Consider the following 21,782-nt stretch of genomic DNA (forward strand, 5'->3'; position numbering starts at 1 on the left):
AGAAAGTTTCCCTGATTTTCTTAAATTTTTCTGAATTTTTTATGAGCCCCCGCACCTTTTCCCTGCTCCCGCTCAATATAAAAAGCGCCGCAAAAGCGGCGCTTTTTCAATCCAGATTTTTCTTTTTTAACATAAACCATGCAAAGAAGCAGGCACAGGCCGAAATAATCAGCGGCACCCACCAGAACCATTGTCCCGGAATGCCTCCCTCAATATTCATTCCGTAAAAACCGAAAATAATATTGGGAATGGTCATAATAATGGTCAGCACAGTCAGTACTTTCATAATAATGTTCAAATTGTTGGATACAACAGAGGCGTAGGCATCCATCGTACCGGACAGAATGCTGGAGTAAATCCCTGCCATCTCAATGGCCTGCCGAATCTCAATCAGCGCGTCCTCCAGAATATCCCTGTCATCCTCATATAATTTGAGCACGCGGCCGCGCAGCACTTTTTCCATTGTGACTTCGTTTCCCTTCAGGGACGCAGAGAAATAAACCAGCGATTTAGATAAGCCAAGCAGCAGAATCAATTCCTCGTTCTTCTGCGAATCATACAGCCGTCTTTCAATACGCGAAAAGTCACGCTCAATCATGCGCAGATTTTTCAAAAAGCGGCCTGCTACGCGCAGCAAAATCTGAAACACAAACCGTGTACGCAGCGCAGTATGGACGCCCTTCACCGCCCCCTCTGCGATGGACCGCAGAATAATGCTGTCTTCCAAGCAAATGGTGATAACAGCCGTCTGTCCCACCACAATACCCATTGGCAGGGTGCTGAACATCTGCCCGCCATCTTCTACGGAATTTTTCTCTACCATCGGGATGTCAACGATCATCAAAAGCTGCTCGTCTTCCGTATCCACACGCGAGCTTTCTTCCGGGTCAAGCGCCGCACGGATGAACTCCTCTTCCACATGCGCCGCTCGCGCAATCGCATCAATCTCATCCGAACTGGGGTGTACCATATTGACCCAGCAGCCTTCCGTAAAGCCTTCCAGTTCGGTAACACGACCATCAATCGTCTTGTAAAATTCTACCATTTTCTACCGCCTTTCCACGGCAGCTCATGCAGAGAGACCGCCGTGAGTTTTTTTATTTTGTCTACTTCGAGGGTCTGGACTCACAGCAATCACGCTCCTTTTACAAGTTATTTACAATGGCAGTTAACACCAAAACAGCCCTTTACAGGGCTGTTTTTTGAATTTTGATTGTACTGTCCTGCGAATCAGCGATGATCCTTATCGAAAATACGCATCAGCACGTCAAATGCAGCGTCATCTGAACCCAGCTCGCTCGACTGGGACTGCACGGGAGCAGATTTCTCCTCTGCCGCAGTGGAGGACGCTTCCGTAAACAGGCCGGTGCCAGTGGACGCGGGAGACGCCGTTTTGCCTTCCATATCCATCTTCGCCGAGTTAGGCGCATTATCAAAGCCTGTTGCAATAACAACAACACGGATTTCATCATCCATCGAATCGTCAATAAACGCACCGAAGATGATATGCGCATCAGGATGCGCTGCCTGCTGCACCATGGTAGCCGCGGTTTCAACCTCATCCAGGCCGATATCATCCGAACCAATGACAGAAACAATTACGCCGCGTGCCATATCAATCGAAGTTTCCAGCAGCGGGCTGGAAATCGCCATGCGGGCAGCCTCAGCCGCTTTATCTTTCCCAGCAGCGCGGCCGGTGCCGATATGCGCATAGCCGGCGTCCTTCATTACCGAAGTAACGTCTGCAAAGTCCAGGTTGATAAAGCCGGGCACGGTAATCAGTTCGGAAATGTTGGCAACGGCCTGACGCAGCACACCGTCCGCAATTTCAAACGCATTTTTGAAGGTAATCTTCTGCTCCGAAACGTACTTCAGGCGCTCGTTCGGAATAATTACCAGCGAGTCAACGTTTTTGTTCAGTTCATCAATACCGCTGAGCGCCTGCTCCAGGCGCTTCTTGCCTTCAAATGCAAACGGACGGGTAACAACGCCAACGGTCAGGATACCCATTTCACGCGCAATCTGCGCCACAACCGGAGCCGCGCCCGTTCCTGTACCGCCGCCCATGCCGGCAGTGATGAACACCATATTGGTACCCTGCAGCGCAGCGGCGATCTGGTCCTTGCTCTCTTCCGCTGCCTTGCGGCCAATCTCAGGATTCGCACCTGCGCCCTGTCCCTTAGTCAGCTTTTCACCAATCTGGATTTTGGTGCCGGCCTGAGAATAATTCAGCGCCTGCATATCCGTATTGATCGAAATAAAGTCAACGCCCTGCACGCCGCTTTCCACCATGCGGTTCACCGCATTGCCGCCGCCGCCGCCGACACCGATCACCTTGATATTAACTACGTTATCCAAGCCCTGTTCAAACTCAAAACCCATTGTTGCCATCCTCCGTTATGATAAAAATCGTTCAGATATTCTTAATTAACAATTCCTGTCGTCCTGCCGCTGCATTGCCTGCGGGCATGCGACCCCTATTGTTTTAATTTTAACCCTTTTCGCCCTGTTTTGCAACATAAATTAGTGGATGCCTCAAAAAAATATTGAAATTTCTGTAACTTTCCACGAACGGGGCGAATTTTTTTGCACCAGACATTCCGTATTAAAAGCGTTCCTGCATACTTTTTGTAATATTTTCCCGTTTTTAGCAGCCCTGCATTCATGCCGCGCTTTCTTCGCCTTCTTCACCTTCCGTTTCATCTTCCGGCTCCGACGAATCTTCCGGCGCAGACTGTCCATCCTCCGGTATGGCCGTCCCGTCCGGATGAAACGTTACCACATCGCTGTCGTCCACGCCTGTCCGTGATTTGGCAACGTTCTCCGCTGTATCCGGCACATAATGCAGGCGCGCTTTGGCATCCCAATACAGCCGGCCGATATCCGACGGAGACAACCGGTTTTCAATAACCGTCTGCGCAAAACGCAGCCGATAGGCCAAGTCTTCCACCGTCCCCACGCGGATATCAAAGCGTTTCTGATAGCCAATGCGCACATCTGTCAGCGATTGCAGGTTGATAAAATCGGTATCTTCCAGCATATCGGCCGCATCCAGTGTCATCAGCACGGCCAGCAGCGCATCCGTATAGGCATCCGACGACTGTTCAATCATCTGTCCCGGCTGCATGCCCATCAGCGAAACCCCTGTCGCCACAGAGAGTCCTCTGTCACTGTCCGTCTGTTCCAGTATCTTGCCCTGTTCGCTTACCAGATAATACCCGCCGTCCGACGGCACGGCCAGCACGGCTTCGCTTTCTGTTACCGTTACCACAATGGTATCCGGCAGACGCCGCCGTATCTGTACCGTTTGCAAATATGGAAAGCGCTCCAGCAGGACATCCCTTGTCTTCACTTTATTCCAAAGGTACAGGTTGTCCCCTTTTTTCACATCCATTCCGGCGACGATCTCCTCGGCGCTGTATTTGATGGAACCCTCTATCGAGATGGTATCCACTTTAAAGAAAACCGTCAGCGCCAGCACAGCCGCCGCCAATAACACGCCGATGAAGAGCAGCCGCCCGAACAGCCGAAACAATCGCTCCCGGCGGTGGGACCGCCGCCTCATCTGCTCGGGCGTTTTCTGTTTCCGTTTCCGCCGTTTCATCCAAACGCCCCTTTTTCTTAGCTATGCACGCCTATTGCCCGCATAATCTCCTGATAAATTTTCTCACTCGCATCGGGCGCGGCCAGCGCAGTGGCATTGCGCCCCATTTGCCGAAGCTGCTCACCATTGCGCAGCATATCCTGTATCGCATGGAACAGCGTCTCCGGATCAGCATCCTTTTCCAGCAGTACGCTGCAGCCGCCAGCCTGTTCCAGCGCACGGGCGTTCTTTTCCTGGTGATTCTCCGCCACAAAGGGAGAGGGCACCAGAATCGCCGGCCGGCCAAGCAGGCACAACTCACCCAGCGTTGCCGCACCCGCACGGCACACAACCAGATCCGCGGCAGCCAGCCGGTCTGCCATATCGTAAATATATTCCGTCAGCTCAATATTGGGATGGTTCTGTAAATCTGCACCCTGCTCTTCCGCCATTTTGGGCATCCACTCCCGCGCCGCTGCGCCGGAAGCATGCACATGGTGATAGGCAACATTATTTTTACATTCCAGCGCCAGCGTTCCCGCCATATGTTCGTTCATGTATTTGGCGCCCATTGACCCCCAAAAGGACACGACAAGCTGGTCTTCTTCCTTCAGGCCGAATCGGGCACGCGCTTTTCCCCGATCTGCCGCAAGGATTTCTCCGCGAACGGGCGCACCCGTTACCACCACCTTGTCTCCTCCGCCAAGCAGTTCTTTGGCCTGTTCAAAACAAACCAGCACACGATCCGCCTTTTTGGCAAGCATCTTCGTCACCTTGCCGGGCAGCGCGTTCACTTCGAGCAGGACGGTCGGAATGCCAAGCTGCTGCGCTGCGCGCACCACCGCGAAGGAGGCATATCCGCCGCAGCCGATCACACAGTCCGGCCGCGCTTCCTTCAGCAGTTTTTTTGCTTTGCCGACAGCCGCCACCGCCAGTTTCGCCGCTTTGATGTTATGCGCCACGCCCTTCAGGCTCATAGCGCGCGACAGGCCGATAATTTCAATCGTATCCAGCGGATATCCCTCGCGCGGGACCAGCTTATTTTCAATTCCGCGCTCCGAGCCCGCAAAGCGGACGACAGTATCCGGATGTTTCTGCTCAAAATACCGTGCGATTGCAAGGCCCGGCGTTACATGCCCGCCCGTACCGCCGCCGGTGATATATAGTTTCATACTTGCGTTCCCCCAATGCCGTTTTATTCGCTTTGCCGCACGTCGATGCGCATATAGCGTGAAATATTCAGCAGTATCCCCATCTCACCCAGCTGCATGAGCAGCGCTGTGCCGCCGTAACTGAAAAACGGCAAACTTGCGCCGGTGACCGGAATGATACCGGTAACAACATACAAATTCATCAGCGTCTGAATCGCCAATTTGGCGGTGATACCAGTTGCTACCATAGCGCTGAACTTATCGGGCGCCGCGCGTGCAATTACGAAGCCCCTGTAAATCAGGCAGGCAAACATCAGAATGACAATCAGCGCGCCAATAAAGCCCATCTCTTCGCACCATGCGGCGAAGATAAAGTCGTTCTGCGGTTCGGGCAGATACAGATGCTTCTGCCGCCCGTTCCCCAATCCAAGGCCAAAAAAGCCGCCCGAGCCGATTGCAATCTGGCTCATCGCACCCTGATAGCCGTCTCCGCTCATATCCAGAAACGGATTGAGCCAGACCGCAAAACGTGTGCGCACATGCTCAAACATGAAATAAAAGGCGGTTACCACGCCGACGCCCAACACGCCAATCGGGATGAAATACCACAGGCGCATGCCGCCCGCCACCAAAATAATTACGCCGATGCCGCAGATAATCAGCATGCCCGATGTATGCGGTTCGAGCGCCAGCAGCACAACATAGGCTGCCAGCAATAGTCCATACGGCTTTATCAGCCCTTTCAGGCTGCGCACGCTTTTTGTATCGCGCGCAATCCAATAGGCAAAGCAAATAATAACCGCCAGTTTGGCGATTTCTGACGGCTGGAAACCAAACAGCCAGCGGCGTGCATGGTTGCGTACCTCACCCACGCCCGGGATGGCAACCAGGATCAGCAAAATGATAGAGACCACCATCAGCGCCTGATGCCAGCGGGCATAGAGCTTATAGGGAATGCGGGAAATCACAATCATTGCTCCGATACCCAGAACCGCATTCACAAATTGGTTCTTGATAAAATAAACAGGGCTGCCAAACCGATGTAATCCAACCGAATAGCTGGCCGAATACAGCGCAATCAACCCAACCGCCATCAGCAGAAGCACGCAAAAAAACAAACCGCCGTCCCACGCATGTGCGCGCACTTTCTGGTGGGGCTGCTCTGCAGTTCGCGGCGCAGCACCGTCATGCGGCAGCGCCGCATCCGCATGCCCGCCGGCGGCATATACCGGACGCCGCTGCCCCTTCCGGGCTGCACGATAGGTTTGGCGCGCCGGCCTGTTTGTCGTAGCCATGGGAGACACCTCCGAAGAGTCCATCAAAAAAAATCAGAGAACGGGCCGCAATGCACCAAAATAAGCCAGCAGGCAAAGCAAAATCGTCACACCGGCAAACACCAGCACGATCTTCTTTTCTCCCCAGCCGCACATTTCAAAATGATGATGAATCGGCGCCATCTTAAACAGACGTTTGCCGCCCGATATTTTAAAGTAAGTCACCTGCAAAATAACCGACAGGGTTTCGATAATATAAATCAGGCCGACCAGCAGCAGAATGAGCGGCATATCGCAGGCAAACGCCAAGCCGGCTACTGCACCGCCCAGAAAAAGCGAGCCCGTATCGCCCATAAACACCTTGGCAGGGTTAAAATTATAAATCAAAAATCCTGCAAGACCGCCGGCCAGCGAAGCCGCAAAAATCGTTACGCCAAAATCGCCGCGCGCAATCCCCACGCAGGTAAAAAACACCGCAACCGGCAGCGTTACACCGGCCGCCAGACCGTCGATACCGTCGGTCAAATTCACTGCGTTATCCGCGCCGACAATGACAAACGCTGCAAAAATAATATACAGCGGCCACGGCAGGCCAACTGCGATATCCGTAAAAGGAATCCAGAGCTTGGGCAGGCCGTCACTCTCCAGAAACAGGACCAGAATAAATACCGCCGCAACCAGAATTTGCAGCACCAGCTTCTGCTTGGGGGTCAAGCCGGCATTTTGCTTTTTTTTGATTTTGGCATAGTCGTCCACCAGGCCGACCGCCCCGTAGGCCACCGCCAGCCCCAGCACCGCCAGCGACGAAACCGAAACCTCGCCGTCCGTCACGCAGCTGATCACATTGCCTGCGGCCACAGCAACCGCAATGCCAATGATGAACATAAACCCGCCCATTGTCGGAATATTCTGCTTATTCATGTGCCATTTGGGGCCGATTTCCAAAATCTTTTGCCCAAACTTCATCTTGCGCAGATAGCGGATAACCGCCGGTCCAATCGCTGCGGTTACCGCAAAGGCAACCGCGCAGAGAATCAGCGCCGTATAGCTGTTTACTGGTGTCATTCTTCAACGTCCTCCCCTAAGAACAAACGGAGCGCTCGCTCCATTTTCATGCCATGGCTGCCCTTAAACAGCAACGCATCTCCCTTTTTCGCATCCCGCTGCAGCGCCGCAACCAGCGCCGCATGGTCCGAAAAAGTATAAACCTGCTCCATGCCGCATGCTCTTGCTCCCGCAGCCATCGCGGCTGCGTCCGGCCCATAGGCGTAAAGCGCATCCGCGTATGCGGCGGCGGCACGTCCGGCGCGCCGATGCCCCTCTTCCGCGTACTCCCCCAGCTCCAGCATCGAGCCGAGAACCGCAAAACGTCTGCCTTCAGGCGCCATCGTGCCCAGCACGCGCAGCGTCGCTTCCATCGCGTCCGGACTGGCATTATAGCAGTCGGCATAGATATGATAACCATTCTTATCATAAATGTTCTGCCGCACGCCGCTTGCACGGTAACTGGCAAGCCCTGCCGCGATCTGTTCCGGCGCCTCTCCCAGCAGCAGGCCGACGGCCGCGGCCGCCAGCGCATTCAGCACGTTATGTGCGCCCGGAATGGCAAGCGCTGCTTTGAATTTTTCTCCTCTGCCCAGCGTTTGGCACGGCAGACTGTTATTTACTATATCAAATGTACCGTCCTCATGCAAGTGCGCAGTGAGGTCACAAGCCGGATTTTCTATTCCATAAGTGCAGACACGGCAGCCGAGACTTTCCCGTTTTTCCCACAAAAGCGGCTCGTCTCCGCAGAATACGGCGCAGCCATCCGGCCGCAGCCCCTCCAGAATCTCCAGTTTCGCCTTGCAGATACCCTCCCGCGAACCGAGAAATTCAATATGCGAGGTGCCGATGTTGGTAATCACCGCAATATCCGGCCTTGCCGCCGCGGTCATGCGGCTGATTTCTCCAAAATGGTTCATCCCCATTTCAGCCACCATCACCTCAGTCTCCCGCGTCATACGCAGCAGCGTCAGCGGCAGACCCACTTCGTTATTCAGATTGCCTTCCGTCTTGCAGGCACGGAATTTCTGCGACAGAACTGCATACAGCAGTTCCTTGGTCGTCGTTTTTCCGACCGACCCCGTTACACCGATCACTTTTCCGCCGCACATACGGCGATAGCCGCCCGCAAGATCAAGCAGCGCCTGCGAGGTGTTTTCAACATACAGGGCAGGCACGGCATACTGCTCCTTTTTCCTGTGGGAAACAACGGCAGCCGCACCGTCTGCAATGGCCTTTTCCATAAAATCATGCGCATCAAACCGCTCCCCCCTGATGGGCAAAAACAGCGCTTCAGGCGGTATCTGCCGTGAATCGGTTGTCACCGCAGTCAATTCGGCTTCGCCCACCGCATCTCCCTTTGTCCAATCCGCAGCCTGTGCAAGCGTAAAGCGTTCCATTTTACCTATCCCCCATTTTTATTGTTCTTACTGCTCGCTTCCGGCAAAGCAGGCTGCCCTTTCCATTCTGCCGTTCAGCGGACATCCTGAAAGTAATCCGCGACGATCTCCCGTTCATCCATATGATGCTTGACGTGGTTGACCTCCTGATAGGTCTCATGGCCCTTGCCCATCAGAACGATGATATCGTCTTTTTTCGCATGCGCCAGCGCCCAGCGGATGGCTTCCGGCCGGTCTGCAATCACCTGCATCGGTGTCTTGCTGTCCTGCATGCCCGCAAGAATATCGTCAATAATTGCCTGCGGCTGCTCGGTGCGCGGGTTGTCGCTCGTCACTACGCAAAAATCAGCCAGTTCGGCCGCAATGCGTCCCATTTTCGGACGTTTGGTCCGGTCTCGGTCTCCGCCGCAGCCAAACAGCGCAATAACACGGCCTTTGGCAAAGCCCCGCACAGCCTTCAGCACATTTTCCACGCCGTCCGGCGAATGCGCATAATCAATCAGCACCGTGTAGTCTGCATCCACCGGCACAACCTCAACGCGGCCCTTGACGCCCTTCGCCGCTGCAAGCGATCTGGCGGCATTCTCCAGCGGGATACCCAGCTGCACGGCAATACCGAGCGCGCACAGCGCATTTTCTGCCGAAAAATGTCCTGGAATCCCCAGCCGGACACGCGCGAGTTCTCCTCTTGTGTTGGCAAGAAACTCAACGCCATCCGCATGCAGCTGCAAATTTTTCGCAGTCAGGCCGGCGGCATCGCTGCCGCATGAGAAGGTCAGGCACGGGCACTCCGCATCTGCCAGCATGGCCTGCGCCGCTGCATCATCCAGGTTGATAACGCCCTTATCGCATACGGAAAACAGCATCGCCTTGGCTTTGCGGTATTCTTCCATGGTTTTGTGAAAATCCAGGTGGTCCTGCGTCAGGTTGGTAAATGCGCCCACCGCAAAACGAATCCCGTGTACGCGGTCCAGCACCAGCGAGTGCGAGGACACCTCCATAATAACGTGCGTACATCCGGCGTCCCGCATGCGCGCGAACAGCGCATGCAGCTCGTAAGATTCCGGTGTGGTGCGTTCAGTCTCAATCGCTTCATCGCCAATCAGATTCTGATTTGTGCCAATCAGGCCGACTTTATATCCCGCGTCCTCCAGCATATGTTTGACGAGATAGGTCGTCGTCGTTTTACCGTTGGTACCCGTTACGCCCAGCATAACCATGCTGTCCGCCGGATGCCCAAAGCGATTAGCGGCAATTTCAGCCAGCGCCTGCCGCGCATTTTCCACCACAATCGCAGGCACGCCCGCGGGCGCCTCTTCGCAGACAACAGCCGCAGCACCCTGTTCCATCGCTTTGCCAATATATTGGTGCCCGTCTGTCGCATAGCCGCGGATGGCGACAAACAGATCGCCCTGCCCGACCATGCGCGAATCATAACGCACTTCCCGAATATCCAGTTCCATTGCCGCAGCACTGTTTTTTACCGCAACGCCTTTCAGCAATTCCTGTAACTTCATGTTATCCTCCTATCGGTCATCGACATCGGTCGTATTGGCAAATTCCACCGTTATCACCGCGCCGATATTCACTTTGGTCCCCTTCACCGGATTCTGCCGGCTTGCCGTTGTATTGCCGGTCACCTGTGAAGTGGCGACGCCCTTCTGTTTCAGGTACAATCCATACTCTGCCAGCGTATCACGGCATTCAGACGGCGTAAGGCCGGTCAAATCCGGAACTTCAATCTGCTCCGTCGGTTTTTCACTGCCGAAATACAAAATCACCGATCCGCTTGCCGGTATTTTCACGCCGCCCGCAGGCACCTGGTCCGTAATCGTTCCGTTGCCGTTGTTCACGATACGGTAAGACAATCCGGCCTCCTTGAGCGCTGCGCCCGCCTGATATTCATCCATACCGATAACGCTCGGTACTGTCAGTTCACGTCGGTCGTTTTCATCCTCCGTATATACCGGCGTCACACCCAGGTATGGCAGCACATCTTCCATAATGCGGCCCACTACCGGCGCGGCAATCGCGCCGCCGCCATGCGGCACGGATTCCGGCAGATCCTGAATCGCCACCAGCACAACGATCTGCGGGTCGTCCATCGGCGCCACACCGATGAACGACGCCGTATACCGGTCTTCAAGGTCATCCTTCTGCTTCTGGATTTCCGAAGTCGCCGTCTTGCCGCCCACGCGGTAGCCCGCTACATAGGCGTTCTTGCCTGTACCGCCGTTAACAACGGATTCCATTGCCTGCCGCATAAACGCCGAAGTATCAGCTGAAATAACCTGCCGGACAACCTGCGTATCCGTTACCGATTTGACCGAGCCGTCCGCATTGAGCACTTCCTTCACAACATACGGCTTTTTCAGCTTGCCGTCATCCACAATGGCCGATACCATGCTGGCCATCTGAATCGGCGTTACCGTAAAGCGCTGGCCAAAGGACGCTACCGCAAGAGAAACTTCATTCCATGCCGCGGTGTTGCTCAAATCATGGAAAATGCCCTTGCTTTCGTTGGGCAGATCAATCCCTGTCTTTTCCGTCATGCCAAACGCCTTGTAAAAATCATAAAAGCGCTCCATGCCTGTTTTGGCAACAATCTGCATCATGCCCACATTGCAGGAATTGACCAGCGTTTCTTCCAGCGTCAGCGTACCATGGCCGCCCGTTTTCCAGCACTGAATCGGTTTTTTCCAGTCCCCAACCATCATGGAGCCGCCGCAGTAATATGTGTCTTCGGCATGCGCCACGCCCAGCTCATAGGCCGTTGCAACATTCATCAGTTTAAAGGTGGAGCCGGGCTCATAGGTATCTGTTACGATGGGATTATACCACATTTTATAGAGGATGTTAACCCGCGCGGCGCCAATCTTATCCACAAGTTCTTCATTCTTCTGAATGGACTCGGGCAGGTTGGCAAGGCCGCCCTCCTGATAATATTTATCGCTGATCTCAGCAGTAACGCCCGCCTCTTCCAGAATTTTCTGTACAGACGTCTTCAGTTCGTCCAAATACCGCGCTTCCGTGATGCGGTATGCTTCATTCGGGTCAAAGTCCGGCAGGTTTGCCATGGCAAGCACCGCGCCCGTTTTGGCATCCATCACAATGCCGGATACGCCGCGGCGCGCATCCGGATTATCCGCCAGCGCCGTGGCAAGGTGCTTTTCCAGATACCCCTGAATATCGTTATCAATCGTCAGCACCAGAGAATTGCCGTCCTGCGCCGGAATTTCCTGCACATATTCATACGGCATATCCTGGTTGTTGCCATTCTGCGCGCGCACAATGCGGCCGGCTGTTCCGGCAAGTTCATTTTCATACTGCGCTTCCAGTCCGTATACGCCGACGTTATCATTATTCACATAGCCCAAAACAGCGGACAGAAAGGAACCATACTGGTAATATCGCTTGGTATCGCTTTCCAGGTTAACACCCGTACACGAATTTTTTTCCAGCGCAGCCAGCAGCGCGTCCACCTCATCCTGTTCCACCTTCTGCGCAATAATTTGATACATCGTGTCTGTTTTCTGCACTTTTTTCAGAACGCTGTCATAGTCGAGCGCCAGCGTCTCAGACAAAATCTGCGCCAGCGTCTGCTGCTGGGTTTCTGCCGAAATGCCTTTCTCCACCTTGGCCTCGTCAATCACGCCTTTCGGGTTAACCGTAACACGTTTGACGGTGGCTGATTCAGCAAGAACCTGCATATTCGCGTCATATATTTTCCCTCGGTTTGGTGTGATAATCGAATCGCGCGTTTGCAGCGTCGTCGCCTGCTGCACATAGAAATCGCTGTTGAATACCTGCATATATAACAGCCGCACCACAAGCACGCCAAACCCTAGTATTACAATCAGCAGTGAAATCCTGCTTATGCGCCCGCGCATCTGATTGTTGGGACCTTTTACCGTCATACAGTTCTTACTCCTCTTAAAAAGGCTCTAAAAAAGCGTAGGGAGTCAGAAGTTTCCACCTCTCACTCCCCTATACGCATTCTATTCCTTTTGTTATCTGATATATTCCACAACTGCTGAGAAGCTGCGCGCCAATCCGCCCAGCAACGCGTCCAGCGATACGCCGCTGTCCGCAACCGTCACTTGATCCGGATTGACCAGTTCCACATACTCAATCTGCGAATTATCCATTTTCACCATACCCAGCTGATTCACCGCGTAGGCTTCCACTTCATCCATATTCAGGCTGTGTTTCTGCTTATTGGCCAGCGAAACACTCTCCGCAGTCAGTTCATCCAGCGTTTTCGACTGCGCGGAAATTTCCGCCGTCAGGTCGGTAAGCTGCATATGGCAAAACAAAATATAAGCTGCGGCTGCAATGACAAGCCCAATGCAGGCAACCAGTCCAGGGCGCACACCAGTTTTTCTGCGGCGGCGTTTGTCCGGCACTGCGTGAAGCGAGCTTTTCTGCGTGGGAGCCGGCACGAAGCGTTCTTCGTATTCCCTATATGCTACGCTTTCTCTGCTGGCTGTTATCATTGCATATCCTTCCTTTACAGTATCATTTATCCGACAATTTTTCACACACACGCAGTTTTGCGCTGCGCGCACGCGGATTTTCTGCAATTTCCTGTTCATCCGGCAAGATGGGCTTGCGCGGCGTCAACCGCACCTTGGGCTTTTTGCCGCAAACACATACCGGAAAATCTTTCGGGCATGTACAGCCCTGCGCCGCTGCCTGAAACGCTGCTTTCACAATGCGGTCCTCCAAGCTGTGGAAGGTAATTACCGCAAGCCGTCCGCCGGGATTCAGGCAATCAATTGCTTTTTCCATCGCCTCACGCACCGCGCCAAGCTCATCATTCACTGCAATGCGGATCGCCTGGAAACTTCGTTTGGCCGGATGCTGTTTTTCCCGCAACGCCTTGGCCGGCATCGCGCCCCGAATGATATCCACCAGCTCCAGCGTGGTCTCAATCGGTTTTTTCTCCCGCTCACGCTCAATGGCCGCGGCAATCAGCGGCGCATACCGTTCTTCGCCGTATTCAAACAAAATTCTGCGCAGTTCTTCCCTGCTCCAGCCGTTTACCACTTCATAGGCGCTCAACCGCTGTGAACGATCCATGCGCATATCAAGCGGTGCGTCTTTCATATAAGAAAAGCCGCGTTCCGCATGGTCAAGCTGCGGCGAAGATACGCCCAGATCAAACAAAATGCCGTCCGCGCCCGCAAGGCCCAGCCCCGCGAGCACCTTGTCAATTTCCCTGAAATCGCTTTTTACCGGCGTCACACGCCGCCACACATCACGCAGACGGTCTTTCGCGTTTTCCAGCGCCTCATCGTCTCGGTCAATGCAAATCAGCCTGCCGCTGTCCAGCCGCTGCGCAATGCGGAGCGAATGCCCTGCGCCGCCCGTCGTCGCATCAACGTATATCCCGTCCGGCCGAATGCAAAGCGCGTCCAGGCAGGCTTCCAGCAGAATAGATACATGATGGAATTCCACGCCTTTCCGCCCTTTCTTTTAAAAATCCACGTCGTCCAGCTCAGATTCGTCACAGTCGTCATAATATGCATTCCAACGCTCGCTGTCCCAAATCTCCGCTCTGTCCATCATACCAACCACGATGACATCTTTGCGCAGGCCCGCAAATTCGCGCAGGTCCGCACGAATCAGCACGCGGCCCTGCGCATCCAGTTCCACATCAATTGCTTTGGCCATATAATAGCGCTGCGTGCGGCGCGCTTTTTCACTGCCGCCAAGCGCCTTCAGTTTTTGTTCAAAAACTTCCCACTCTCGCTCCGGATAAGCGTACAGGCAGCCATCCCGTCCTTTGGTAATGGTGAATCGGTCTCCCAGCTCCTCGCGGAGCTTGGCCGGCATCGCCAAGCGGCCCTTGGCATCTATGGAATGCTTATACTCGCCTTTCACCGATTCACACCACGCTTTCCCTTTGGTGGAATCCGTGACACTTTACCCCACTTCTCACCACCTTGAATCTATTATAGCGATAAAGCCTGAATAATGCAAGAGCTTTTTTGAATTTTTACACAGAATATTCCACCATTTTCTGCCCTAAAATCGTCATTTTTGCAATTTTTCAAACACTTGTTCGATAAATTCGTTTTTCTCTCCGCTTCTATTTTCTGCATTTCGTCAGTGGGGAGAAATCCCATAAAGTATGCAAAAAAGCGCCGTTCCGAAAGGAACGGCGCTTGTACATTTTATGTTCACTTTGCAACGCTTTTAAAACGCTGGCGCGCTTTGCGCACCTCTTCCAGAGAGAGGGCAACCGCCTCCTCCGTGCGCTTCAGCGTATCCTCGCAATACTCATTGGCTACCCGGCGCAACTCCCGTGCCTGAATCTCCGCATTGCCCTGCACTTCCTTGGCTTTGCGGCGGGCGGCTACGACAATCTCCGTCTCCGACACCATCTGGCGGGCATCCTCTTCCGCCTGGCGGCGAATCGCCTCCGCCTCTCTTTTGCCGGTTGAAAGCATCTCATTGCGTTTTTCCACAATATCCTGCGCCATCTTCAAATCATTCGGCAAGGTTGCGCGCAGCTCATCGAGCAGATCGAGCAGATGGTCCCGTTCGAGAATACATTTTTCACTCGCCAGCGGAATACACTTGGCATCCTGCACCATATCATACATTCTGTTGATCAGTTCATCTAAAGTCGCCATCTCTTTTAACCTTCCTTTCTTGTGCGGCACACAATTTCCGCTTCCAACGCATCCGGAACAAAGCCGGCAATACTGCCGCCGTGCACCGCAATATCCTTCACCACAGAGGAGGAAAGGTACATATACTCTGCGCTTGTCATCAGGAATACCGTGTCCAGCTCGGGGTTCAGTTTGCGGTTGGCAAGTGCCATCTGGAACTCATATTCAAAATCAGACACTGCGCGCAATCCTTTTACCACCGCGCAGGCGCCCTCCCGTCTGGCATAATCTGCCAGCAAACCGTCAAACGAAGCAATCTCCACATTGGGCAGGCTCTCTGTCGTCCGCCGCAGAAACGCCATACGTTCCTCCACGGTAAACAGAGGCTTTTTATTCTGATTATGCATCACCGAAACAACCAATCGGTCAAACATGACCGACGCGCGGCGGATAATATCCAAGTGTCCCAAGGTAACAGGGTCAAAACTGCCCGGGTAAATCGCTGTCCTCATACTGTCCATCCGTTCCGCCGTCTCTGCGCCGCAGGACGGTAATCAAAGTCGCGCCATAGCGGCGTTCCCGCACCGTTTCAAACGCATGCGCAAACCGATCCTCTATCGCACTTTCGCATATTATTATACCATTTGCTGAGAGAATGTCAAACCTTTCTATCTGCATCAGGGCATTTTCCAGTATTTTTCCCCCATAAGGCGGGTCCAGAAAAATCAGATCAAACTGCCCGGCAGACACATGGGAAAGAAAGTCTCCCGCATCCTTTTTATGCAGAGAAGCGCGCTCCTGTACGCGCGCAGCCTGTACGTTTTTACACACGATATCGTATGCAGCGCGCCCTGACTCCACAAAATCGCAGTGCTGCGCCCCGCGCGACAGCGCCTCGATCCCCAACTGTCCGGTACCGGCAAACAGGTCAAGCACCCGCGCGCCGCGCACATGCTCCTGAATCAGGTTGAAAATATTTTCTTTCACACGGTCAGTCGTCGGCCGGGTGTTCATCCCAGGCACTGGCTGCAGCCGGCACCCCCGCGCAGAGCCGGATACCACACGCATAACTCAATCCTCCTTATGGAAATACTCATATACCGCACGCGCTGTGTTCTGCGGCAGAACACGGGCAAGTTCACGCTCCTCCGCATGGCGGATGCTCTCAATACTGCCGAAATGCCGCAGCAGCTCTGCCCTTCTTTTTTCTCCCACGCCGGAAATGTTATCCAGCGTGGAGCCGCGCACTTTTTTTCCGCCCAGCTTGCGGTTGTACTCGATTGCAAAGCGGTGTACTTCTTCCTGTATCCGGCCGATCAGCGCAAACAGCGCCGGCGTGGCCGAAATACCGAACTCCCGTCCGTCCGGCGCAACCAGCGCCCGTGTACGGTGGCGATCATCCTTTACCATGCCGAAGCAGGGCGTGGTCAGCCCGTAAGCATCCAGCACTTCCCTGCACACACGCACATGCCCCAGTCCGCCGTCAATCAGGAATGCACTGGGCAGAGGCGTAAACTTTTCATCCCCATCCACATAGCGCTGCACCCGACGGGTGAGCATTTCGCGCATCGAGGCATAGTCATCCTGCCCGTTTGCCGCACACGCAATTTTGAACTTGCGGTAGTCGCTTTTCTTCGGCTGTCCTTCGACAAAGACAACCATCGACCCCACTGTATCCTGCCCCGCAAAATTTGAAATATCATATGCTTCCAGGCGCAGCGGCAGCGCCGCCATGCCGGTCACATGCTGTAACAGCTCCAGCGATTTGTGCCGACGCTCGGACTGTTTTTCGCGGCGTTCAATCTCCTCCCGCGCGTTGGTTTCCGCCAGACGGGTAAGCACCCGCCGCTCACCGCGCTGCGGCACCGCCAGCTCGACCCGCCGCTCCGCGATTGAGGACAAATACTCCGCAACCGCCTCCGGCTCCTCCAGCGCATGCGACAGCAGCACCGTTTTGGGAACTGCGCCCCGCTGCGCATAATACTGCTTGATAAAGGCTTCAAGCACCTCGGCCGGATCGCTTTCCACCAGCGAAAACAAGGTATACTCCTTATCCTGCAATGCGCCGCCGCCGTAGTGCAGCACGCAAATGCAGGCGCGGGTCTGCCCCTGTACAAAAGAAACCGCGTCCAGCTCCGCATACGCGCCAGCAACCACATGCTGCCGCGTGCCGAGTTTTTGCACCGCGCGCAGCCGGTCGCGCAGCAGCGCGGCCCGCTCAAACTGCAATTCTTCCGCAGCCTCGTTCATCTTTTCGGTCAGCTCTTTTTCCAGCTTTTTTGCGTCCCCTTCAAACAGGGAAACCGCCTGACCAATCAACGCCTGATACTCCTCCGGACTGACATCGCCCGTACACGGCGCGCAGCAGCGCCCCAGGTGCCGGTTGAGGCACGGACGGTCCTTGCCGATATCCCGTGGAAAAACCCGCGTGCAGGTTTTGAGATGCAGTGCCTCGCTGATCGTATCAATCGCGCGGCGGGCCGCTACCCGTCCGGGATACGGTCCAAAATAGCGCGCGCCGTCCTGCGCAGGCTTGGAAACCACCTTAAAATCCGGATATGGGGCGGCTGTATCCAGCCGAATATAGGGATAGCCCTTGTCATCCTTGAGCAGGATGTTGTATTTGGGCTTGTATTTTTTGATCATCGAGTTTTCCAGCACAAGGGCTTCAAACTCGGTTTCGGTAACGATGATATCAAAGTCATCAATATGTGAAACAAGCTGCCGTGTTTTGGCATTCAGGTTTTCGGGCGGCTGAAAATAGTTGGAAACACGGTTTTTCAGCGCCTTTGCCTTGCCCACATAGATGACTTTTCCGGTCTTATCCTTATGCAGATAAACGCCGGGCTGCTGCGGCAGGCGGCGCACACGTTCTTTCAGTTGTTCTCTTGTCACAGCAATCCGCCTTCTCTCCGCGTTATCCATTTATACCGATTAAAAAAGCGCCGATCTCACAATCGGCGCTTTCGCAGGATGCGATAACTTAGTCGGTGAAGTTGGACGTGATCAGCTCAACCAGTGCGGAAACAGCCTCTTCCTCATCCGGACCGTCTGCAATCAGGTTGATGGTAGTGCCCTTGGTAATGCCAAGGGAAAGAATGCCGAGCAGGCTCTTCGCGTTTACGCGGCGCTCTTCCTTCTCTACCAGGATCGTCGACTTGAATTCATTAGCCTTCTGAATAAAAAAAGTTGCGGGACGGGCATATAAGCCTACCTGATTGGTAACCTGTACCTCTTTCGAAAACATATCTGCATCGCTCCTATTTCTTCTAATCCGATGTATATAGTCTATCTCTTTTTCCCTGTTTCGTCAAGGTTATTTTAAAAAACGCCCCTTTGCGTTTTCCATGAATTTTTCACCAAAAGGTGTTTTTTTTCGGGCATCTTGCCATTCATTCCACCTTTTTCTCCACAATAGCAGGCAAATTCAGCGCAATTCCACAATGGTAACGCCCTGTTCTCCCTCGCCGTAAACGCCGCTGCGTACGCTTTTGACGCGCTTGTTCGCGCGCAGATGCTGCTGCACCGCACCCCGCAGCACGCCTGTGCCCTTGCCGTGAATTACCGTCACCGACGGCAGTCCCGCCATAATTGCGCGGGAGAGGAAATTATCCACCTCAAACAGCGCTTCCTCCGCGCTCATGCCGCGCACATCGACCTCGCTCTCCGCCGAGCGCAGGTTGAGCTCCCGCCGCGGCGCATCACGCCGCGGCTGCGGTGCAGGCTTTTTCGCCGTCTTTTTTTCCTCCACAATACGGATTTCGTTCTGCTTCACCGTCATTTTCATCGGTCCGGCCTGCACCTGCACATTGCCGCTTTTATCTGCCGGAGCAAGCACATCCGCCAGCACCCCGCCAACATTGAGCAGGCGTACTCTGTCTCCCTTCTGCACCGCGCGCTGTTCGTGCGCTTCCACCACGCGCTTCTGCACACCGCACCGCTGTTCATTCTCCGTCTGGGTGATGACGCCGCGCAGCGCCGCCTTTGCCGCAGCAAGATTTTGATCGGCGTTTTTCTTCTGCGCCTTCTTTTTCATCTCTTCCAGCTCGTCGAATACGGTCTCCGCCGTCATACGGGCGTCCTTCAAAATGCGGTCCGCCTGGCTGCGCGCGCCCTCCAGCAGTTTATCCGCGCGCTCCTCGGCCGCGTCCCGCTCGGCGCGCATTTTATCCCGCTCGGACTGCGCGGCCGAACGCATCTTCTGCGCCTCATCCTTCATCTGCTCCACGCGGCGGCGTTCGCGCTCCAGCTCGGCCAGCACGTCCTCAAACCGCGCGTCCTCGGTGGAAACCTGCTCCTTGGCCCGCTCGATGATCATGGGCGACAGCCCCAGCCGCGCCGCGATCGCAAACGCATTGGATTTGCCCGGAATGCCGGTCAGCAGGCGATAGGTCGGCTGCAGCGACTGCACATTAAATTCGCAGGAAGCATTTTCCACGCCATCGGTCGTCAACGCAAAGGTTTTCAGCTCCGCATAGTGGGTCGTGGCCGCGACGCACGCGCCCATCTGCCGCGCGTAGCCGATCACCGCAACCGCCAGCGCCGCGCCTTCCACCGGATCGGTGCCCGCGCCCAGCTCATCAAACAGCACCAGATCGCCCATCGCACAGCAATCCATAATGGACACAATGGTCTTCATATGCGCAGAAAACGTGGACAGCGACTGCTCAATGCTCTGCTCATCGCCAATATCCGCATAAACATGCTCGAACAAACCGATTTCCGACTGCTCATTTGCCGGAATATGCAGACCGGAGGCCGCCATCAGGCTCAAAAGGCCAAGCGTCTTCAGCGATACCGTTTTGCCGCCCGTATTGGGGCCGGTGATAACCAGCGTATCGTATTCCGCCCCGATTGCAATATCAATCGGCACCGCTTTATCCTTATCCAGCAGCGGGTGGCGCGCGCGGATCAGGCGGCAGCGCGAACCGCTCTCCAGCAGCACCGGCGCGGCTGCGTTCATCTCAAACGAAAGCTTGGCGCGCGCAAAAATAAAGTCCAGCGTGGTCAGCGCGTCCACATCCTGCTCAATTGCGCCCTTATACATGGAAACCTCAGCCGAAAGTTCGGACAGAATCCGCTCAATTTCCGCCTGTTCCCTGCCCTCCAGCACTTTGATCTGGTTATTAATCTCCACAACCTGCTGCGGCTCAACAAACACCGTTGCACCCGTAGAGGAAGTGTCATGCACCAGGCCCGGAATATCGCCGCGGTGCTCGGCTTTTACCGGCACAACGAAACGTCCGTTTCGCTGGGTGATAATCGTTTCCTGCAAATACTTGGCCCGCTCGCCCGAAATCATACGACTGAGCGTCTCACGCACTTTGCCCGAAATACGGCGCAGTTCGCGGCGAATAGACAGCAGCTCGGGTGACGCGCCGTCCGCGATCTCTTCCTCTGATACAATCGCCGTCGTAATTGATTCCTCCAGCGTCCGGTTGCCGGAAAGCAGACCAAAAATCGGCGTAAGCGTCGTCTTTTCCTCGTGTTCCGCGTCATACAGCAGCGCGCGGCGCGCAGTTTGGAGAACGCTCGCCACCGCGAGCAGCTCCCTCGGGTTCAGCATGCCCCCTCTGTCTGCGCGCGACAAAATCGCGCCCACCGCACGGATGCCGCCAAAAGACGGACTTCCCTGCCGCACCATCAGGTCCTTGGCATCACTCGTCTGGCGCATCCAGAGCGCCGCCTGCTCCCTGTCCTCCAGCGGACGCAGCGCGCGGCATTTCTCCTTCGCGCCGTCTGAAGCGGCCTGCGCCGCAAGGCGGTCGAGAATTTCATAATATTCCAGTGTCTTTAAGGATTTTTCCCCTAATCTGTTCATCGTTCACTCCTGAGGTACTCGAAATTAATATCCGTCTGCGGCCAGGCACAAAAGCGCCGCCGCAGGCAGCCGTCTCAGCTCATCAAATGCGCTGGGTGATTCACTTCTGTTTCCGTACAGGCGGCTCGGGCTGGGCCGGCAGTGCAACTGAGCGATAAAACCGCAGCGTATCAAACCCCCGTCCAAGGTGATATTGCACATATCGCTCTGCCATATCGCAAAACTGGCCGTGCGATGGACCGCCCAGAGAAAAGGCATATGCACGGTCCGGTTCGGCCGTCAGCACATGAACCAGCGCGCGCAGCGCGCCCGCATGCAGCGGCGCATAGCCGCCGACGCGCTGCGCGCAGTCCGCATCCGCCGCCTGCCCGGCAGCAACCGAAAAACACACAGGCGGGTCGCTGATGGTCCGTCCGCACACGCCGCAGCACGTCAAATCAGGCGCATAGCCGTTTTCCGCCATCACACGCCACTCAAACGCCGCCTCGACCAGCGCAGGGTCTCTTTTTTTCCCCTCCAGCGCATACAGAGCATACAGCAGCAGCCGGCAAAGAGCAGGCGCCTCTTCATCCGGCGCCGTCAGGGCCGCGGTCAGTTCGGACAGATAACAGGCCAGCGCATACCGCTCAATATCATCCGCCAGCGCAAAAAAGGAATGGACCAGGTCCGCTTCACGCAACGTATATTTTCCGCCGCGCTCCATCAGAATAAACTCCGAAAAGCAAAACTGCCGCGCCGCAGGCAGCTGTTTCTTGCCGCCGCGGCGCGCACCTTTGCACAAAATTTCAATTTTCCGTCCATCCTCGGTCAGCGCGGTCAGATATTGGTCATAGTCGCCGAAATCCACCTCACGCAGGCCAAGCGCGCGCAGTTTGACCTCTGCCACGGC

19 protein-coding genes are annotated in these 21,782 nt (G+C 54.9%); all 19 read right to left on the reverse strand.

Annotated features, from left to right (window positions below; translation table 11 throughout):
• Positions 1-106: 106 nt before the first annotated feature.
• Positions 107-1,045 (reverse strand): magnesium transporter CorA family protein, encoded by a 939-nt coding sequence (locus tag ACOYIE_RS01030; RefSeq protein WP_433410006.1) that lies wholly within the window; start codon positions 1,043-1,045, stop codon positions 107-109.
• A gap of 185 nt (positions 1,046-1,230) precedes the next feature.
• The gene (ftsZ, locus tag ACOYIE_RS01035) at positions 1,231-2,382 is read right to left on the reverse strand and encodes a cell division protein FtsZ (RefSeq protein WP_433410008.1); all 1,152 of its coding nucleotides are present in this window, start codon (positions 2,380-2,382) and stop codon (positions 1,231-1,233) included.
• Between the two features lie 280 nt (positions 2,383-2,662).
• Entirely contained in the window at positions 2,663-3,604 is a 942-nt protein-coding gene (locus ACOYIE_RS01040) for a cell division protein FtsQ/DivIB (protein WP_433410009.1), read from the reverse strand.
• Between the two features lie 17 nt (positions 3,605-3,621).
• On the reverse strand, positions 3,622-4,755 hold the full coding sequence (murG, locus tag ACOYIE_RS01045) for an undecaprenyldiphospho-muramoylpentapeptide beta-N-acetylglucosaminyltransferase (protein ID WP_433410010.1): 1,134 nt from the start codon (positions 4,753-4,755) through the stop codon (positions 3,622-3,624).
• Between the two features lie 23 nt (positions 4,756-4,778).
• Positions 4,779-6,029: a putative lipid II flippase FtsW gene (ftsW, locus tag ACOYIE_RS01050; protein WP_433410011.1), complete on the reverse strand. Its 1,251-nt coding sequence runs from the start codon at positions 6,027-6,029 to the stop codon at positions 4,779-4,781.
• A 33-nt stretch (positions 6,030-6,062) separates the two neighbouring features.
• Complete coding sequence (gene mraY, locus ACOYIE_RS01055) at positions 6,063-7,073, reverse strand: phospho-N-acetylmuramoyl-pentapeptide-transferase (RefSeq protein WP_433410013.1); 1,011 nt, start codon at positions 7,071-7,073, stop codon at positions 6,063-6,065.
• Positions 7,070-8,452 (reverse strand): UDP-N-acetylmuramoyl-tripeptide--D-alanyl-D-alanine ligase, encoded by a 1,383-nt coding sequence (locus ACOYIE_RS01060; protein WP_433410015.1) that lies wholly within the window; start codon positions 8,450-8,452, stop codon positions 7,070-7,072. The genes mraY and ACOYIE_RS01060 overlap by 4 nt, the downstream gene beginning before the upstream one ends.
• A gap of 74 nt (positions 8,453-8,526) precedes the next feature.
• Positions 8,527-9,969 carry a UDP-N-acetylmuramoyl-L-alanyl-D-glutamate--2,6-diaminopimelate ligase gene (locus tag ACOYIE_RS01065; protein ID WP_433410017.1) on the reverse strand — a complete coding sequence of 481 codons (1,443 nt, stop codon included), beginning with the start codon at positions 9,967-9,969 and terminating at the stop codon, positions 8,527-8,529.
• 9 nt (positions 9,970-9,978) lie between these two features.
• Positions 9,979-12,369 carry a penicillin-binding transpeptidase domain-containing protein gene (locus ACOYIE_RS01070; RefSeq protein WP_433410018.1) on the reverse strand — a complete coding sequence of 797 codons (2,391 nt, stop codon included), beginning with the start codon at positions 12,367-12,369 and terminating at the stop codon, positions 9,979-9,981.
• A gap of 93 nt (positions 12,370-12,462) precedes the next feature.
• Complete coding sequence (locus ACOYIE_RS01075) at positions 12,463-12,948, reverse strand: hypothetical protein (RefSeq protein ID WP_433410020.1); 486 nt, start codon at positions 12,946-12,948, stop codon at positions 12,463-12,465.
• A gap of 22 nt (positions 12,949-12,970) precedes the next feature.
• Positions 12,971-13,912 carry a 16S rRNA (cytosine(1402)-N(4))-methyltransferase RsmH gene (rsmH, locus tag ACOYIE_RS01080; protein ID WP_433410022.1) on the reverse strand — a complete coding sequence of 314 codons (942 nt, stop codon included), beginning with the start codon at positions 13,910-13,912 and terminating at the stop codon, positions 12,971-12,973.
• Positions 13,913-13,930: 18 nt separating this feature from the next.
• Positions 13,931-14,338 (reverse strand): division/cell wall cluster transcriptional repressor MraZ, encoded by a 408-nt coding sequence (gene mraZ / locus ACOYIE_RS01085; protein ID WP_433410023.1) that lies wholly within the window; start codon positions 14,336-14,338, stop codon positions 13,931-13,933.
• Between the two features lie 299 nt (positions 14,339-14,637).
• The gene (locus ACOYIE_RS01090; protein ID WP_433410024.1) at positions 14,638-15,093 is read right to left on the reverse strand and encodes a hypothetical protein; all 456 of its coding nucleotides are present in this window, start codon (positions 15,091-15,093) and stop codon (positions 14,638-14,640) included.
• Positions 15,094-15,098: 5 nt separating this feature from the next.
• The gene (coaD, locus tag ACOYIE_RS01095; RefSeq protein WP_433410026.1) at positions 15,099-15,584 is read right to left on the reverse strand and encodes a pantetheine-phosphate adenylyltransferase; all 486 of its coding nucleotides are present in this window, start codon (positions 15,582-15,584) and stop codon (positions 15,099-15,101) included.
• Entirely contained in the window at positions 15,553-16,140 is a 588-nt protein-coding gene (gene rsmD / locus ACOYIE_RS01100) for a 16S rRNA (guanine(966)-N(2))-methyltransferase RsmD (RefSeq protein ID WP_433410027.1), read from the reverse strand. The genes coaD and rsmD overlap by 32 nt, the downstream gene beginning before the upstream one ends.
• Before the next feature lie 3 nt (positions 16,141-16,143).
• A complete protein-coding gene (uvrC, locus tag ACOYIE_RS01105; RefSeq protein WP_433410029.1) occupies positions 16,144-17,967 on the reverse strand; it encodes an excinuclease ABC subunit UvrC in 1,824 nt (607 codons plus the stop codon).
• 88 nt (positions 17,968-18,055) lie between these two features.
• Complete coding sequence (locus ACOYIE_RS01110) at positions 18,056-18,319, reverse strand: HPr family phosphocarrier protein (protein ID WP_031474079.1); 264 nt, start codon at positions 18,317-18,319, stop codon at positions 18,056-18,058.
• A gap of 180 nt (positions 18,320-18,499) precedes the next feature.
• Positions 18,500-20,893: an endonuclease MutS2 gene (locus ACOYIE_RS01115; RefSeq protein ID WP_433410030.1), complete on the reverse strand. Its 2,394-nt coding sequence runs from the start codon at positions 20,891-20,893 to the stop codon at positions 18,500-18,502.
• Between the two features lie 100 nt (positions 20,894-20,993).
• Entirely contained in the window at positions 20,994-21,779 is a 786-nt protein-coding gene (recO, locus tag ACOYIE_RS01120) for a DNA repair protein RecO (protein ID WP_433410031.1), read from the reverse strand.
• Positions 21,780-21,782 lie beyond the last annotated feature (3 nt).

Origin of the sequence: Agathobaculum sp., from assembly GCF_050946325.1 — a bacterium.
In the GTDB taxonomy this organism is placed as follows: Bacteria; Bacillota; Clostridia; order Oscillospirales; family Butyricicoccaceae; genus Agathobaculum.